The sequence below is a fragment of the Fibrobacter sp. genome, assembly GCF_017551775.1.
GTDB lineage: Bacteria > Fibrobacterota > Fibrobacteria > Fibrobacterales > Fibrobacteraceae > Fibrobacter.
In genome coordinates this window covers 36184-51896 of record NZ_JAFZKX010000062.1, presented here as the reverse complement: position 1 = coordinate 51896, position 15713 = coordinate 36184, and the positions used below count along the sequence as shown (strand labels likewise).

General features: G+C 53.9%; 14 protein-coding genes and 1 pseudogene. 10 read left to right on the top strand and 5 right to left on the bottom strand.

From position 1 onward, the window contains the following. The 6 genes and pseudogenes from IK012_RS07100 to IK012_RS07075 all read left to right on the top strand — a co-directional run. Nucleotides 1-462, top strand: a pseudogene (locus IK012_RS07100) (hypothetical protein); the annotation flags it as partial. A 141-nt stretch (nt 463-603) separates the two neighbouring features. Beyond that, the gene (locus IK012_RS07095; RefSeq protein ID WP_290952406.1) at nt 604-792 is read left to right on the top strand and encodes a hypothetical protein; all 189 of its coding nucleotides are present in this window, start codon (nt 604-606) and stop codon (nt 790-792) included. Then, nucleotides 789-2330: a glycoside hydrolase family 11 protein gene (locus IK012_RS07090; protein WP_290952403.1), complete on the top strand. Its 1542-nt coding sequence runs from the start codon at nt 789-791 to the stop codon at nt 2328-2330. The genes IK012_RS07095 and IK012_RS07090 overlap by 4 nt, the downstream gene beginning before the upstream one ends. Nucleotides 2331-2479: 149 nt before the next feature. Next, on the top strand, nt 2480-3490 hold the full coding sequence (locus IK012_RS07085; RefSeq protein ID WP_290952400.1) for a hypothetical protein: 1011 nt from the start codon (nt 2480-2482) through the stop codon (nt 3488-3490). 23 nt (nt 3491-3513) lie between these two features. Further along, on the top strand, nt 3514-4776 hold the full coding sequence (locus IK012_RS07080; RefSeq protein WP_290952397.1) for a CsgG/HfaB family protein: 1263 nt from the start codon (nt 3514-3516) through the stop codon (nt 4774-4776). A gap of 53 nt (nt 4777-4829) precedes the next feature. Then, nucleotides 4830-5837 carry an outer membrane beta-barrel protein gene (locus tag IK012_RS07075; protein WP_290952394.1) on the top strand — a complete coding sequence of 336 codons (1008 nt, stop codon included), beginning with the start codon at nt 4830-4832 and terminating at the stop codon, nt 5835-5837. Nucleotides 5838-6066: 229 nt separating this feature from the next. Here the strand turns inward: IK012_RS07075 and IK012_RS07070 are convergent, their stop codons facing one another. Next, nucleotides 6067-6744 carry a hypothetical protein gene (locus IK012_RS07070; RefSeq protein ID WP_290952392.1) on the bottom strand — a complete coding sequence of 226 codons (678 nt, stop codon included), beginning with the start codon at nt 6742-6744 and terminating at the stop codon, nt 6067-6069. 106 nt (nt 6745-6850) lie between these two features. Then, nucleotides 6851-7807 (bottom strand): 4-hydroxy-tetrahydrodipicolinate synthase, encoded by a 957-nt coding sequence (dapA, locus tag IK012_RS07065; RefSeq protein ID WP_173383040.1) that lies wholly within the window; start codon nt 7805-7807, stop codon nt 6851-6853. 763 nt (nt 7808-8570) lie between these two features. Between dapA and IK012_RS07060 the strand changes: the two genes are divergently transcribed. The 4 genes from IK012_RS07060 (at nt 8571) to IK012_RS07045 (ending at nt 12967) form a co-directional block, all read left to right on the top strand. Then, nucleotides 8571-10184 (top strand): phosphomannomutase, encoded by a 1614-nt coding sequence (locus tag IK012_RS07060; RefSeq protein ID WP_290952387.1) that lies wholly within the window; start codon nt 8571-8573, stop codon nt 10182-10184. Nucleotides 10185-10202: 18 nt separating this feature from the next. After that, a complete protein-coding gene (locus tag IK012_RS07055; protein ID WP_290952384.1) occupies nt 10203-10943 on the top strand; it encodes a hypothetical protein in 741 nt (246 codons plus the stop codon). A gap of 41 nt (nt 10944-10984) precedes the next feature. Further along, complete coding sequence (locus tag IK012_RS07050; protein ID WP_290952381.1) at nt 10985-11728, top strand: YebC/PmpR family DNA-binding transcriptional regulator; 744 nt, start codon at nt 10985-10987, stop codon at nt 11726-11728. 177 nt (nt 11729-11905) lie between these two features. Then, complete coding sequence (locus tag IK012_RS07045) at nt 11906-12967, top strand: hypothetical protein (protein ID WP_290952379.1); 1062 nt, start codon at nt 11906-11908, stop codon at nt 12965-12967. A gap of 51 nt (nt 12968-13018) precedes the next feature. Here IK012_RS07045 and IK012_RS07040 read toward each other — a convergent pair whose 3' ends face one another. Genes IK012_RS07040 through obgE form a run of 3 tightly spaced genes read right to left on the bottom strand, consistent with a single transcriptional unit; the run spans nt 13019 to nt 15693 of the window. Then, nucleotides 13019-14167, bottom strand: a complete 1149-nt coding sequence (locus tag IK012_RS07040) for an N-acetylmuramoyl-L-alanine amidase (RefSeq protein WP_290952376.1) — start codon at nt 14165-14167, stop codon at nt 13019-13021. Nucleotides 14168-14175: 8 nt separating this feature from the next. Continuing rightward, nucleotides 14176-14649: an SsrA-binding protein SmpB gene (gene smpB, locus IK012_RS07035; RefSeq protein ID WP_173383768.1), complete on the bottom strand. Its 474-nt coding sequence runs from the start codon at nt 14647-14649 to the stop codon at nt 14176-14178. A 3-nt stretch (nt 14650-14652) separates the two neighbouring features. After that, a complete protein-coding gene (obgE, locus tag IK012_RS07030; protein ID WP_290952373.1) occupies nt 14653-15693 on the bottom strand; it encodes a GTPase ObgE in 1041 nt (346 codons plus the stop codon). Between the last annotated feature and the right edge of the window lie 20 nt (nt 15694-15713).

Sequence of the window (15713 nt, the reverse complement as noted above, 5' to 3'; positions counted from 1 at the left end):
TGGGATGAACTCTTCACCGGTCAGAACAAGCAGCTCCGCGGTTCGAAGGGTGGTGCTTCTGCTTCGCTCAAGTTCGGTAACGTGACCGAAGTTATGCTCATGACCGAAGCCGGTGGTAACGCTACGGGTTCCGTGGACTACACCTACTTCAACATGACCGACAAGGCTGAAACTCCGAAGTCCAGCTCTTCTGAACCGCCGAAGTCCAGTTCTTCTGTGACTCCGAAGTCCAGCGCCACGATTCCGCGTTCCAGCAGCTCGACCATCGCTATTCCGATGGAAGTGCGTCTGAGCGCCTCTACCGGCATCTTCCAGGTGTTCGATATGCAGGGTCGCCATCTCGGTTCTGTCGAACTCGAACCGGGTATGTCCGTGACCGACCTCCTGAAGGCAAACTTCCAGAATTCTGGAATCTACCTCCTGAAGCAGGGCAGCACGATGTACCGCGTCTCGGTGCGCTAATACGGAATTTTTGATTCCTTAAGGGAACACTCCGGTTCAAAACCGGGGTGTTTTTTATTGCCTGCGCCGGGGGATGCAAAAGCTCGGTCGGGACGCTTTTTAATGCAAAAATGTAAAAAGATTTAAACAAAAATTCGGGTTTTGGCGATTCTGTTCAAAAAACGCCAAAAAAGTGCGTTTTTTTTGCGAAAATGGCGGATTGCTAATTTGCTTGAAAATGAGCGGTTTTTCGGTGTTGTTTTTTGCAACAACACAAAAAATGGGGAAATTAGCCTGTTTTGGGCGGTGAAAAGTATTTTCAGGGCAGATTTTATCCAGGAGTTAATATGATTAAAACGAATCTTTTTAAGGCTGGAGCCCTTTTGGCTTTCGGTCTTGCAACGTCTGCATTTGCAGTCGATGCCTGTAAGGACGCGATGTCTGTTCCCCAGGGACAGGGTCACTCCGTGAACGGCAACATGACTGGTAACATCAGCGGCACCAAGTGGGGCTATGAACAGTGGTCTGCGGGTGGTTCCAACTCCATGACGTACTACGATAACGGTACGTTCAAGGCCAACTGGAGCAACAACCAGGACTACCTGGCTCGCGTGGGCTTCCGCTATGGCGACAGTGGTCCGGGTAAGAATGTCAATGGCATGCAGTACACTGCCGATTACAAGTACACCAAGACCGGTAACGCCTCTTATGGTTACATCGGTATTTATGGCTGGACGGTGAATCCGCAGGTCGAATACTACATCGTGGATGACTGGTACAGCAAGCCGAGCGAACAGTATGTCGGCCCGAAGCAGGGTGAAATCACGGTTGACGGTGCTACCTACACGATCCATACGTTCATTCGTGACCAGGAAGCTTCCAAGACGGGTACTTCTACCTTCTTGCAGATCTTCAGCATCCGCCAGTCTCCGCGTCAGTGCGGCCATATCGATATCCAGGCCCACTTCAACAAGTGGAACGAACTCTTCACGGGTCAGAGCAAGACTTTGCCGACCTCTAAGAATGGCCAGAAGAGCATTGAACTCAAGTTCGGTAACGTGACCGAAGTTATGCTCATGACCGAAGCCGGTGGTGGCGCTTCGGGTTCCGTGGAATACACCTACTTCGATATGAGCGAAAACGGCCAGCCGTCTGAACCGCCGACTCCGATCGATCGCAAGCCGTTCGGTGGCAAGGCTATCACGCTCCCGGGCACCGTTGAAGCCGAAAACTTCGACGAAGGCAATTACGGCGATTCTTACTCCGGCACTCAGGGCGCCTCTAATGAAAATGGTGACCATGAATACCGCGGCGAAGACTATCCGACTGTCGACATCGTGAATGGCGGTACAGGTAAGGCTATCGGTTACACCGCTAAGGACCTCTGGCTTGAATACACTGTGAACGTGGCCCAGGATGGCGAATACGACATCGAAGCCAATGTTTCTAACGGCACCAGCGCCGGTACCTTGGAACTCTCTTGGGATGGCAAGGCTCTTGCTTCGCTTGAGTTCACGGGTGTCGAAAATGACTGGGATACCTACGAACTCGCCAAGGGCAAGGCAACCCTCACCAAGGGTGAACACGTGCTCCGCATTACGATTGCCAACGACAACACGAACGTTGACTATGTGAAGTTCTCTCTGCCGGGTGTCGTCATTCCGCCGGATACGGATTCGATTCCGCATGCGATTGCGCAGATGATCCGTATGAACAACATCGCAAGCACCGTCCAGGTGTTCGACATCAGCGGTAAGTTCATGGGCAATGTCGAAATCCTCCCGGGCAAGACTGTTTCTGAATCCATTGCCACCAAGTTCCAGAAGTCTGGTGTGTACATGGTCAAGAGCGCTAACGGAGTTAAGAAGGTCCGCGTCACTCAGCGCTAATCTCGACTTCAGGGTGTTTAGGGAAACACCGCCGAAAGGCGGTGTTTTTCTGCTTTTTAGGCGATTTTTGCCCTATGGAATCCTGTTGACCATGCCTGCCTTTAAAGTTATATTTAGGCAGGAATGTAATGAACTAAAGAGGTCCTTGCATGAAAAAGATAACGGCTCTTTCTGTTGCTTTTTTCGCGCTTTTCGCGATGGTATCTGCGGGCTTTGCCTACGATCTTACAGGTAGCGGTTACGATGCCGTGCAGAAGTCGCGCCCTTCTATCGCGTTCGTTCTCACCACATGGGAAAAGAAGGGAATCGTGACGACCTCGGTCGACCAGAAGAGCGAATCCACTTCGGCAAGCGAAGAGGTCGCGGATGAGGAATCGGACGTTTCCGCAGACAACAAAACCGTGCAGTTGGAGACTACGGTCGGCTCGTTTACGGAAGACGTGTGGAAGAAGGTTCCCGACAACCAGATTGTCGACAAGTTCCAGCAGCAGTTCGTGAAGTTGCAGTTCAACGTGAAGGCCACCGATATGGCGCGCAAGATTGCTATCGCCCCGAGCCTTGCGAAGACTGCGGTGAACCCGTCCGACCGTGCGGCGGTGCGCAAGTTCGCCGAGAAGGAAAACGTGAATTTTATAGCCCGCGGTGAAGTCGCCGTGCTCAGGTATGCGAGGGTGAACGGCGGCAAGATCAAGGCGTCGCTCCAGATTGGCGTCGAAGTCATCGACGTGAATTCGGGCGAGGTGGTGGCCGCTTTCTCGAATGCGGTACACACCGTCGCGACCTCCGTGGAAGTCGCCCGCAATGGCGGCATCAACAAGGCGGCGGTTGTCGCTGCCGGCAAGCTTTCGGAGCAGGTCATGGACGCCTGGATCAATGCGGCGGATAATGGTTCGCAGTTTACGGTGGAACTTCGCAAGATGAAGTCCGCGCGCAGCCAGAAGATTCCGTTCGAAAAAACTTTGAAGTCCGTCGTTTCCATCAATTCGCAGACCCAGCCCAAGAAGGACGTGGTGACTTACGCCGTTACATTCAAGGGCAGCAAGAGCGACCTCGGGATGGCGATTCTCGAGGCGGTGGGCGACAAGCCCGGTTTCGACGAGAAGTCCTTCGAAGGCCCGCAGGATATCGATGGCAAGATCGTCTTTGAATTCTTGAAGTGAGCGCAGTTAGGAGTTTTTACGCAATGAAAAAAATCTGGCTTTCCGCCGTCACCGCAGCCGCATTTGTTTTGGTTTCGTGTGCAGCGTCTGGCCCGCATGTGGATGCGTTCAAGCGCGCGCAGGCGGCCTACAACGACGGCAAGGACGACAGGGCGATTGAGGAGGCTCTCAAGGCCTTGAAGATAGAGCCCGATTACAAGCCCGCTATCGAATTTTTGAACAAGACCTTCGACGATGTGATTGCCGCGAAGAACGATACGATTGCGATGTTCAAAAAACGCCATGACCCGAATCCGAAGCGCTGGGAAAAAATCGTATTCATGGAAGAGCAGAAGGCGGAATACGCGAAGCAGCTCAAGCTGATAGCCCGCCGTAACGACAGGATCAAGTTGAGCGTGGAAGTCGACCCGTTTTCGATTCAGCTGGCACGCGACAGCGCCGCCGCGTCGCATTACGCCGCAGGCCTCGAGAAGATGAACGAACGCGGGAAGGCCGCTCAGCAGGCTGCCGCCATTCACTTCCGCAAGGCGTTCACGTACCATGCCGATTACGAGGATTCCAGACGGCTCTATGCGGAATGCAAGAACCGCGGGACCATCCGCGTGGCGGTGGACAAGTTTACCAACGATTTCAGCGCTCGGATGGATGCGGCCCTGATTGCAGAATTGCAGAAAGACAAGGGAGCCTCTGAATTTTTGCAGTTCTTGACCCGTGCCGATCTCGACCGCGTTCTCGAAGAGCAGACGCTCGCCGCCTCGGGCGATTTCCAGAACAGCGAGGGCGAGAACATGATGGGCAAGCTCAGGAGTGCCGAATACCTCATCGCGGGTTCCATCGGCAAGGTGGTCTGTTCCGACGAAGAAGACGGGGTTGAACGTACCCGCATGGAAAAGCGCAATTCAGTCCGCGTGAAGGTGGGGAGCCACCAGGAATGTGAAACGCTTTCGAGCGGCAAGCGCAGGTGCTTCAATGTGAACGAGTACGACGACGCATATGCGGATATCATTACGGATTCGCTCACGAAGAAGGCCGCCGTTACCGGGGCCATCCAGATTCTCGATTTTACTACGGGCGAAATCAAGAAGAAGGCCGATGTGCGCGTGGGCGTGCTGACCTCGGATATTGTCGCGGCCTGTTTTGGCGATTCTCGGGCCTACAAGCCCATTTGCAAGCGTACCGAGGTGTCGCTTCGCCCCTGTAGCGAGATGCAGGATCAGTTGACTGTTGATTTTGTGCGAAAAGCGGTCAAGGAAATCACGGATTTTACGAAAAATTTTTCTAGATAGCGTTAAATAAGTTATATTACAAAAAAGTTTAACTAATCAAGGAGAAGACCAAGATGAAAAAAATGTTCATGTTTCTTGCCTCGATGAGCCTCGTTGGCACCATGGCGTTTGCACAGGATGATTATGATTATGGTGACGGCTACGGTGACGATGGCTACGGCAGTTCCGAGCCCGCTCCGGCCCCTCCCGTTTACGATGAAGGCGCTTACGAACAGCCCAGTGCACCGGCTGGCGAACAGCTTGGCGCTACTGATGTAGAATACAAGAACATGGATGCCAACAAGGCGCCAGTCGAAGAGAAGGAACCGTACTTCCTCGACACTCCGTTTAGTATCGGCCTTCATTTGGGCTTGGGCTTCTCCATGCTCTCTTCCACTGAAATTTGCGGTAAGGATACTACTGGTGCCAGCCAGTGCACCAACTACGGTGACGACCTGTTGGGTGGCGCTTTCGAAATCGGTGCCGCTGTGTCTTACGCTGTAGCCCCGAATCTCGGTTTGGCCGTGGTGGCGGAACCGTCCTTCGAATTCAAGGTTTATAGCGCGAACCTCGGCTTGTACAGCATCGGCACTACCTACACGGATGAATATGGTTGGGACTATGACTCCTACTACCTGAGCAACGTGACTTTGGATGCCATGATGTTTGCGCTCAAGGTTCCCGTGTTCCTGCGCTTCTATCCGAAGAAGGACCTCTTTGTGCAGCTCGGTGTTAGCTTCGAATTTAACCTCGGTACCTCCGTCAGCTACTCCGACGAAGACGGCCATGAAGTCAAGGGCATTGAACACCAGGATTTGAACTACAATGGTTCCGACAAGAACGTTTACAAGTTCTTCGACGTGAATTCCACGGTCGTGGCGCTTAACTTCGGCATGGGTACCACGGTGCACATGGGCAATTACTTCGCCGACGCCGAAATCCGCTTTATCCTCGACATGACTCCGATGACCAAGTTCAACGGCGGATTCCACGATTACACCATGAAGACCTACGGGTACAAGTTTGAAGACAGCGAGGCCAAGGCCTGGCAGATTCAGCTTGTCCTGAAGCCCTGGTTCTAATCGATCAGTTTAAGAACAAACGAAAGGCCCCGCAAACGCGGGGCTTTTCTTGTATGAAATCGACATGCCTGAGTTGCGGTTCGCCTGATTGGCGCTAATTGAAGAATCGTCATGCCGCAGTCGGGCTCTGCCCGACAAAGGCATCCAAAGCATTTGTAGACCTTCCATAAACGACAAAGCCCCAGTTATTAAACTGGGGCGGTTGTGAGAGCAAAGTCAGACCGGAGTATTACTTCTTGCTCTTAGACTTTGCAGATTTCTTCGGCGGATGAGCAGCGATTTTCTTCACGCTGTTGTCAGCCTTCTCCGCAGCTTCGTAAACGGCCTGAGCCTGACGGAGAGCGTCGGTCGGGTCGATTTCGATAGCTTCGGAAGCTTCGTCCACGAGTTCGGCGAATTCGTCGTACCAGTCAGCGAAGATTTCCACTTCGAGGTGGTCGACACCCGGAACCGTGAGGCGTGCGCCGCAGGCTTCGCCGATGCGGTCGAGGAACTTTGCCATCTGCGGCTTGAGGAGCGTGAGGTCGAGACCGTCGAGGTCTTCGGGTTCAAAGTAGACGGCGTCGACATCGCTGTCGTCGTCCTTGGCCTTCTTCTTGCCCTTGCCGCACTTGCAGTCTTCGCCGCACTGGCATTCGACATTCTCGTTGCCGTAGAGCGCCATGTATTCGTCATCGTCCATGCCGCTGTCGTAGTAGAACTCGTCATCTTCGAGGTAGAGTTCTTCCACGAAGATTCCCTTTGCGCCGAGCGTCTTTGCCGCAGCGATGAATTCCTTGAGGTCGCCGCCGAAGTAGCGGGTCGATTCTGCTTCCTCGTTCAGGGTCTGAATGGGAATGGGGGAGAGTTTCTGCTTCTTGATGTAGTCGCAGATTTCGTCGATAATGGATTTTTTGTTCTTTGCCATTTTTTTATCTCCTATTTTAAACTTTAGGGGTCAATGGTCGTTGGTTGTTAGTTCCAATGATCGCGCCGTAGGCGCCTAACATCAACCAGCAACTATTGACTAATGACTAAACGTGATACTTCTTCAGGCTCGGAGCCTTCTCGTCGATGAGCTTCATGATGCGGGCGACAGCGTCTGCACCGTTGGCCGTGTCCTTCACGCTCACGAGCGGCTGGAACAGCGGGCTGTTGAACAGCGTGCCCAGCGGAATCGGGTTCTTGCGGCAGAACGTGATGTCGATGAAGTCGCGGGCGTCCTTCTGCAGGTTGTGCGCCTTGTCCTTGTCACCGGCCTGGAAAGCCTTGTAGAGGTCGACGAACGTCTTCGTGGCCTCGGGAATGTTGCCCGAAGCGCTGATGAGGCCCGTGCCGCCCATTTCGAGGAGGTCTGCGAACAGGCCGTCTTCACCGCTCATCACGGCGAAGTCCTTGCCCTTCGTTTCCTTGATCACGCGCATCGTGTCCTCGTGGAACTTCTCGCCAAAGCCGAACTCGACGGCCTGCTTGAGGCCGATGATGTTCTTGTCTTCGGCAAGTTCGATGAGGGTGTCGGGATGCACGTAGCTGGAGGTGCGGCCCGGGACGTTATAAATCACGATCTTTGCGCCGGTCTCGCTGCTGAGCGTGCGGTAGTGCTTCAGGAGGCCTTCCTGCGGCGGGTTGTTGTAGTAGCCTGTGACGCAGAGGACCGCCACCGGGGCAATCTTCTGGACGTTCTCGATCATTTCGATGGATTCGCGGGTGCAGTTGGAACCGGCACCGGCAATGACGGGCACGCGACCGTCCACATAGTCGAGCGTAAACTTGATGACATCGAGGTGCTGCTGCGGGGAAACCGTCGCACTCTGACCCGTGGTCACGGCAGGGAGTACGCCACTTGCGCCGTTTGCAATCACGTCGTCAATCATCTTGCCCATCTTCTCGTAGTCGATGGAATTGCGAAGGTTCTTGGGGTCGTCGTTCTTGAGCGGGGTGAACAACGCGGGGAAAACACCAGTAAGTTGAGAAGCGTTAGTAATCTGCATAGTGTCCAAAATATAGTATTAGACGAGAGCCGAATGTTGAAACTCGGAATAAAAATGGGCCCAAAGGTTGATGCTAGAACACGTAACGGAAGTCCAGAAGCAAGGAGTGCGATGTTTCGGATGGCCAGATTGTTGGAGTGAATATCAATATGTCGATGCCGAAATGTTTCCCGAAGTCTACGTTTATGCCGTTGGCCACTTCGGCTCCGTAATTTCCGAAGGGACTGTATTGGAAACTGTTTAGGGTACCAAAGAATACGACGTTTATTAATGTTCCGCCGGTAACGAAGTGGAAGTGATCCTCATCTTCATGCCAAGACCTAAATCTGCAAGGCCTCCATGTATAAAGAAACTTGTCCTTTTCCATCCGGTGTTTTCTTTCGTTACCGTGGACGGCTGTAAATCGGCCTTGTCGAGATAAACGTTGTCGGCAAAGCAGAAAATTGCAGAAAGCAACAGGCTCCCCAAAAAAATTTTATGTTCATAACAAACAAATTAGCATTTGCGCTTTGCTTTGTCAATTCTCGGTTGAGTCTATGCATCTCGACGGGCGATTTGCTTTTGGAAGGAAAAGAAAAGTTTTTCGCTTTGGTTTCCGAATGGGGTTACACTTAATGTAATGCGTCGAAGAGCTGTTGCTTGCCCAATTTATATAGGAGGCTTTCTTCCATGCTTTTTTTCATGTCAATCTGCAATTTTGACGCCTTGTTTTTTTTCTCTTTTTTCTAAATTTCACCCGTAAAACTTTAATATAGGAACCCCTATGGAAAACATTACGCAGATTTGGAAAAAGATCCAGTCCCCGGAATTCAACCCCGCAACGGATATGGGTTTGGTCGAACAGGTGAAGCAGGTCGCCCTGACCTCGCAAGAAAGTGCCAAGGTGAGCTTCGGTACTTCCGGCTGGCGCGGCGAAATTGGTTCTGAATTTACCCTCCGCAATCTGCAGGTCGTGGGTGCCGCTATCGTGCGCCTCTACAAGGAAGCCACCCCGGAACTTTTCGAAGCTCTCGGCGTGAAGGACTTTGCCGAACTCCAGAAGAAGGGCGTGGTCGTGGGGCACGACAACCGCCTCCTCGGTCATGAATTCTGCGAAGCTGTTGCCGACCAGTTTGCCAAGGCTGGCGTGAAGGTCTACTACGGTGGCGAAATGCCGACTCCGGAATTCAGCGCCGCTATCGAGATGCTCGGTGCCGCTTGCTCCATCAACATGACTCCGAGCCACAACCCGAGCCACTACAACGGCATCAAGTTCAACCCGGCCGACGGCGGTCCTGCCGGTCCGGAAATCACGAACGTCATCACCAAGCTTTCTAACGAAATGATGGCCACCTGGAAGTTTGAACCGGTGGGCAAGGTCGACTGGGAATTGATCGACTCCCTCAAGATCTACAAGGAATTCCTCGTGAAGCAGGGAACCATCAAGTTCGACCGCATCAAGGAATTCATCAAGAAGGGGCGTCTGACCCTCGTGTGCGACCACGTGCACGGCTCTACCCGCCGCCGCCCGGCCGCCCTCCTCGACAATCCGGAATGCCTCATCACGCTCCGCAACGAAGACGACTCCCTGTTTGGCGGTATCGCTCCGGAACCGTCCAGCAAGAACCTCGAGAAGGTCCGCAAGGCCCTCGACGAAAGCAAGAGCGAATTCCGCCTGGGTGCGATTTTCGACCCGGATGGCGACCGCATCCGCTTCTACGACGGTACTCGTGAAATCGACATGAACCAGTTCGGTGCCATCGCGTTCCACTACATGGCTACCTGGCGCAAGGAACAGGGCTGCGTGGCCAAGTCCGTCGCTACCTCCAACTTCGTGAACATCATTGCCGAAAAGCTCGGCGTGCCCGTGATGGAAACTCCGGTGGGCTTCAAGAACTTCCGCCCCTGGCTTTCCCGCAACGCCAAGCAGAAGGCCCTCGTCGCGTTCGAAGAATCCGATGGTATTTCCGGCCTCAACAACACGCTCGAAAAGGACGCCCAGTTCGGCCTCCTCATCGCGCTCGAAATCATGGCAGTCACCGGCAAGAACCTCGGTGAATACCTCGACGCCCTCTACGAAGAATACGGCCGTTTCTATCCGACCCGCTCGGGCTTTGAAGTGGACAAGTCCCTCGTTGGTGCTCCCTTGAAGGCCAAGGTCGACGCCATCGCCGATATCGCGAAGCCGGGTGCGAAGGTCATGGTTGGCAAGAACGAAAAGACTGTGAAGCAGCTCCTCACGCTCGACGGCGTGAAGGTCATCTTCGACGACGATTCCTGGATGCTCGTGCGTCCGTCTGGTACCGAACCGAAGGTGCGTATCTACACCGAATGCCGCGAACCGGACGAAAAGGACCCGATGTTCGAGGCTGCGAAGGCGCTGTTCTTCAAGAACTAATTTTAGGAAGGAGAGAAAATGAAGAAAATATTGGCATTGCTTGTGCTTGCGCTGGCTATGGTCGGCTATGCACAGGAGGGTAACATCAAGCCGAAGTTCCAGGCGTTCTCCGGCGCACTTCTCAAGCTGAAGGAAGCCGATAAGGGATTCCACAAGTTCTCGCTGAAGGTCGATGTCGCGCCGTGGGCGTTCCAGGCGATCGGTGAGGTGCGTGTGCCCAATGGCGATACGGAAGCTTTGCGTGAAGCGCTTTTTGAAGGCGACCTCTATGCAGTGCTGGCCTACATTGACAATTCCCCTGTCGAAGTGAAGGGCGAGGAATATCAGGTAGGGCTGTTCGACATTATGCTCTATTTCGACGACGAACCGACTACAGTCCGTAACGTGAAGTTCAAGTTGCTGCCTCCGGTCGACGATGACTGGTCCAAGTCGGGCCTGCAAGACGCTCAGTCTTCGGGCTCGCTGCTGGGCAAAATCTGGGACGGCAAGTACGAACGCGAAATCACGAAGGCTTCCGCCGACCCGATGGACAAGGGCAAGCTGAATGCGCTCAAGCGCAAGAAGGCTGCCGCCGCCGAGGAAGCCGCCGCCATGAGCGTTTCCGAAAAGAAGAAGAAGCGCATGAAGGAATTGGCTGAGGAAGACGCCAAGTCGAAGAAGAAAAAGAAGAAGAAGGCTTCTAGGAACGAGGACGAGTGCGACGATCCGAGTCTCACTCCGAGAGAAAAGAAGCGCTGTCTCATGAAGAAGAAAGGCTAAATTTTTAACCAAAACGAAAACCGCAATATTTGAGGTAATCTATGTCCGGTCACTCCAAATGGGCCACCACCAAACGCAAGAAAGCCAAGACTGACGTCGCTCGCGCCAAGGCTTGGAACAAGCTTATCAAGGAAATCTCTATCGCTGCCAAGCTCGGTGGCGGAAACCCCGATTCGAACCCGCGTCTGCGTGCCGCTATTCTTAAGTCCAAGTCCCAGAGCTTGCCGACCAAGAACATCGAAAGCGCCATCGCCAAGGGTACGGGTGCCAACTCCGGTACCGAAATGACGGAACCGCTGTACGAAGGACGCGGCCCGGGCGGAATCGCCATCATGGTGCAGTGCATGACCGACAACAAGGTCCGCACCGTTGCCGAAATCCGCAACATCTTCAACAAGAACAACGGCTCCATGGGTGAATCCGGTTCCGTGTCTTGGGCCTTCACGTACAAGGGCGTTATCATTGTCGATGCCGAAAAGTACCCCGAAGAACAGGTCATGGACCTCGTGATCGAGGCCGGTGCCGATGACATGTCCACCGAAGACGGCGTGCATGAAATCTCCACGAGCCCCGAAGCCTTCGACGCCGTTTCCAAGGCCCTCGAAGCTGCGAACATCGAAATGATGAGTGCCGAAATCACCTACGTCGCCAACGACCCGGTCAAGCTCGGCCACGACGACGCCGTGAAGCTCCTCAAGCTCATCGACAAGTTCGAAGACCACGACGACGTCCAGGACGTTTACCACAACGCCGAAATCGACGAAGCCGACATGGACGCTGAGTAGCGCCTTCGGCGCAGTATCTAGTTACTAGTTACTGGCGTGGAAGCCTATAAAACCGGTTGCCGCAAAGCAGCCGGTTTTTGTTTTTAGACATATTGTCAATGACTTTGTTTGACAAAACGAATCGGCACACTATTTTTAAGGTAAATTATATTCAGTATCAGAAAGATGGAGAAAATTATGAATATCCGTAGAGTTTTGCGTCTATCCTGGCTTTCTGTCGCAGCCTTCTTCTGGGCGAGCTGCGGAGATGATTCAAATTCGCAAGCCCCTGCCCCGGATCCGGAATCGTCGACGGATGCTGCCGGGACAAGTTCCAGTTCTGGCAATGAGACGGTGAGTTCCGCAAGGGAAGATTCCTCCAGTTCATCCGAGGCCGTCCCTGAATCGTCTGCGACCGTGGCGAGTTCTTCTAGTGTGGCGAGTTCATCTAGCGCTAGAAAATATATCCTGGCGAGCGATACCTCCGTGACGTGTGAAAAAGAGAAGGCTACGTATTCTACATGCACAAAGCCCGAGAGTTACTCGTGTATGGAATTGCAGAAATTCCTGGAAAAAGATACGTCGGTAACTGCAAAGGTTTTGGAAAAATGGGAAGAGCAGCTTGAATCCTGTGGTGCCATTTTAGAGCCTGTTACCGTTTATGGCGTTTTCTATGATCCTTGTTCCGGTGCGCCCACCTATACTAAAATTGAAATGAAATGCTCGAACGGCTTCTATTATTCCGACTATAAGACGGACGGGGACCTTGTTTATAAGACTGTCGAAGAATACAATCAGGCTCATGGCATAAGTTCTAGTTCTGTTGCTCAAAGTTCCAGTTCTGTGGCCGAGGATTTGAAGAAAAACTGCCCGCAAGATGATTTTGTGTTGTTCTCGGGTATTCTTGCGGACGTGCAGAAAAAACTGTACGAGGCGCTTATCAGTGAGGATGCGCTCACTATCCTCGGTATAAGTGATAGTATTTCTGATGCGGGCAAGGCGTATATAGATAGCCTCATCGATCGCGAGAACAAGACCTTGAAGGGACGATTCGCTCCGTATATTCTAGGCGATTTCGGTTCTGAAGACGATTACGAATTGTCTTTCCATTCCGATTATTGGTTTACTGGGTATGTCGCCAAGACCAAGACATGCGACGACGGTACACCCGAAACGACGGAACGTTATACAAGGCTGTTTACGGATATTCTTGAGGAATGCGCTCAGCTCATCCGGAAAAACGCATTGGCTGCAAAATAATTGCCTGAGTTTCTAGGCGCTTGCAATTTAAACCCCTGCTCGGCAGGGGTTTTATCGTCCCAGCGTTTCGCGGTAGCTGTGTACGGCTTCCTTGTAGGTGCTGACCGCTTTCGAAATGCGCTTGGCGATATCTTCTTGCCCGGCTTTGCTCATCATGTAGGCTTCGTCTTCGAGGTTGCTGATGAACCCGATTTCGAATAGCACCGCGGGCATCAGGGCGCCTACGAGCACCATGAAACCAGCACCGCCGACACCGCCGGCCTGGCGCTTGATCTTGCCACCGTCGAGGGCCTTGAGCATCTCTTCGGTGAACATGTAGCTGTTCTGCTTGTACTTTTCGAGACGTGCTTCGAGCTTGAACCATTCGATGGGGGAGAGCTCTTCTTTCGCGTTCTTTTCGCCGTAGAGCGTGGCCACCTTGTTTTCACGGCGGGCAATCGCCTTGTCTTCTTCGCTTTCGGGGGCGCGCAGCACGTAAACGTGGTAGCCCTTGATTTGCTTCTTGCGTTCCGGAGCCGCGTCGATGGCGTTGCAGTGCAGGCTTATGAAGAGGTCTCCGTCCCACTGGTTCGCGAGGTTCGCGCGTTGCCCGAGTTCGATGAACACGTCCTTGTCGCGGGTCATCTTCACGTTGAAGCCTTCTTTCTCGAGGGCCTTCTTCAGGAGTTTCCCGATAGAAAGCACGATGTCTTTTTCTTGCGCGTTCTTGCCGAGCGCTCCGGAGTCCTTGCCGCCGTGGCCCGGGTCAATCACGATGGTCTTCACTTCGCGCGTGCCTGCGGTCTCGTTCTTGGGCTTCGTGGCGACAACCGTCTTTTGGTCGTTTTTCGCTGCCGCGGGTTTTGCCGCATCGGACTTCTTCGCCGCGTCCTTCGCGGGTTCGGCCTTTGCTTGCGTATCTTTTTCGGGCGCTGCCTTCGCGCTATTTTGGGTCGGGAACAGTTTGTCGATGTCGTCTTCGGCAATCCACAGGTGTCCTTCGTCGAGGACCGGGCTTGCGGAAAGGTCGATGGTGCTGCCGTTAACCGAGGCGTAGGGGATGCCAACCGCGAATTTCGCGGTGTCCTTGCCTGCGACCATGATAAAGGATTTCTGTACGGGGAACCAGTGGAAAGATGCTCCGATTTTTTTCGAGAAGGCTTCGGCGTCGACGGCGGTCACGTCGGCAAAAGAGAACGCCCAGCCGACAACCAGCAACAAGGCCAGAACTAGCGGTGTGCCTTTGCGGCGCGATCCATTTCCAGCTTTGCTTCGCGGTTGATTATGTCCTGTCGCTTGTCGCGTTGATCCTTGCCTCTGCATATTCCGATTTCGAGTTTTGCACGTCGGTTCTTAAAGTATAGTTTTAGCGGGACGATGGTGCAACCCTTGAGTTCCTTAGCCTTGCGCATTTTCTGGATTTCGTGCGCGTGGGCGAGGAGCTTGCGCTTGCGGGCGGGGAAATGGTTGAACCGGTTTGCGAAGAGGTATTCGTCTATGCGGGCGCCGACGAGCCAGAGCTCGTCCTTCTTCTCGTCCACGTCGACCCAGGCTTCACCGATGGTGCATTTGCCGTCGCGGATGGACTTGACTTCGGAGCCGATGAGCATGATGCCGACCTCGAACGTCTCGTCGACGAAATAAAGGTGCGACGCCTTGCGGTTCATGATGACCGGCGTGCTCTGTTGCTCCTTCTTAGCCATGTGTTAAGCCTTTTTGCCCCAGCCGCTCTTCTTGCCGCCAGTGGTGGGCTTCGATTCCCAGCCGACCTTTTTCTTGTGTACGTGCGGGACGGCTTCGTCGAGCGCTTGTACGAGTTCCTTGCAGCCGTCGCCGTTCATGGCCGACGTCACGATGACTTTTTCGCGGTGCGTCTTGAACTGCTTGATGGCGTCGTCGATGCCGAGGTCGGACTTGTTGAGCGCAATCAGGTAGGGCTTCTTGGCGAGTTTCGGGTGGAAGGCCTTGAGTTCGTCCTTGAGCACGGTGAACTGCTCGTAGGCGTTCTCCGCAAAGCCGTCGATGACGAACAGGAGCGTATGGGTGCGTTCGATATGCTTGAGGAACTGGTGGCCGAGGCCCTTGCCTTCGCTGGCGCCTTCCAGGAGACCGGGAATGTCGGCGACCACGAAACTGTGGCCGTTCGTCTGCACGATGCCGAGCACCGGTTCAAGCGTGGTGAAGGGATAGTCGCCGACCTTGGGGCGACCGCTCGAAATCTTGTTCACGAGGCTCGATTTGCCGGCGTTCGGGAACCCGACGAGGCCCACGTCTGCCATGAGCTTGAGTTCCAGGAAGAGTTCGCGGACTTCGCCTTTTTCGCCCGGCGTGCACTTGCGCGGGGCCTGAATTTTCGGGGTAGCGAAATGCTGGTTGCCCATGCCACCCTTTCCGCCGCGTGCAGCAATCCATTTTTGCCCCACTTCGGTGAGGTCGGCCAGGATGCGGCCTTCTTCGTCCTTGACGATTGTCCCGCGCGGAACGTCCACGATAAGGTCGTCGGCGGAAGCTCCCGTGCAGCGCTTGGCGCCACCGGGTTGCCCGTTCTTGGCCTTGTAGAGGCGGGCGTTGCCCATGTCGAGGAGCGTGGAGAACTGCTCGTTCACCTGGAGGATGACGTGACCGCCACGGCCACCGTCACCGCCGTCCGGGCCTCCCAGAGGCACGAATTTTTCACGGTGAAAGCTAACGATGCCGTCACCGCCCTTGCCGGAGCGAACTTCGATGGATTTTTCGTCTAGGAACATAGGATAGTGACTGCGGGTTG

Excerpts from the sequence above, each read along its gene's own strand:
- IK012_RS07045 (WP_290952379.1), top strand. The coding sequence starts at position 11,906 with ATGAATATCCGTAGAGTTTTGCGTCTATCCTGGCTTTCTGTCGCAGCC.
- smpB (WP_173383768.1), bottom strand. The coding sequence starts at position 14,649 with ATGGCTAAGAAGGAGCAACAGAGCACGCCGGTCATCATGAACCGCAAG.
- dapA (WP_173383040.1), bottom strand. The coding sequence starts at position 7,807 with ATGCAGATTACTAACGCTTCTCAACTTACTGGTGTTTTCCCCGCGTTG.
- IK012_RS07050 (WP_290952381.1), top strand. The coding sequence starts at position 10,985 with ATGTCCGGTCACTCCAAATGGGCCACCACCAAACGCAAGAAAGCCAAG.
- IK012_RS07080 (WP_290952397.1), top strand. The coding sequence starts at position 3,514 with ATGAAAAAAATCTGGCTTTCCGCCGTCACCGCAGCCGCATTTGTTTTG.
- IK012_RS07070 (WP_290952392.1), bottom strand. The coding sequence starts at position 6,744 with ATGGCAAAGAACAAAAAATCCATTATCGACGAAATCTGCGACTACATC.
- IK012_RS07085 (WP_290952400.1), top strand. The coding sequence starts at position 2,480 with ATGAAAAAGATAACGGCTCTTTCTGTTGCTTTTTTCGCGCTTTTCGCG.
- IK012_RS07075 (WP_290952394.1), top strand. The coding sequence starts at position 4,830 with ATGAAAAAAATGTTCATGTTTCTTGCCTCGATGAGCCTCGTTGGCACC.
- IK012_RS07055 (WP_290952384.1), top strand. The coding sequence starts at position 10,203 with ATGAAGAAAATATTGGCATTGCTTGTGCTTGCGCTGGCTATGGTCGGC.
- obgE (WP_290952373.1), bottom strand. The coding sequence starts at position 15,693 with ATGTTCCTAGACGAAAAATCCATCGAAGTTCGCTCCGGCAAGGGCGGT.
- IK012_RS07090 (WP_290952403.1), top strand. The coding sequence starts at position 789 with ATGATTAAAACGAATCTTTTTAAGGCTGGAGCCCTTTTGGCTTTCGGT.
- IK012_RS07060 (WP_290952387.1), top strand. The coding sequence starts at position 8,571 with ATGGAAAACATTACGCAGATTTGGAAAAAGATCCAGTCCCCGGAATTC.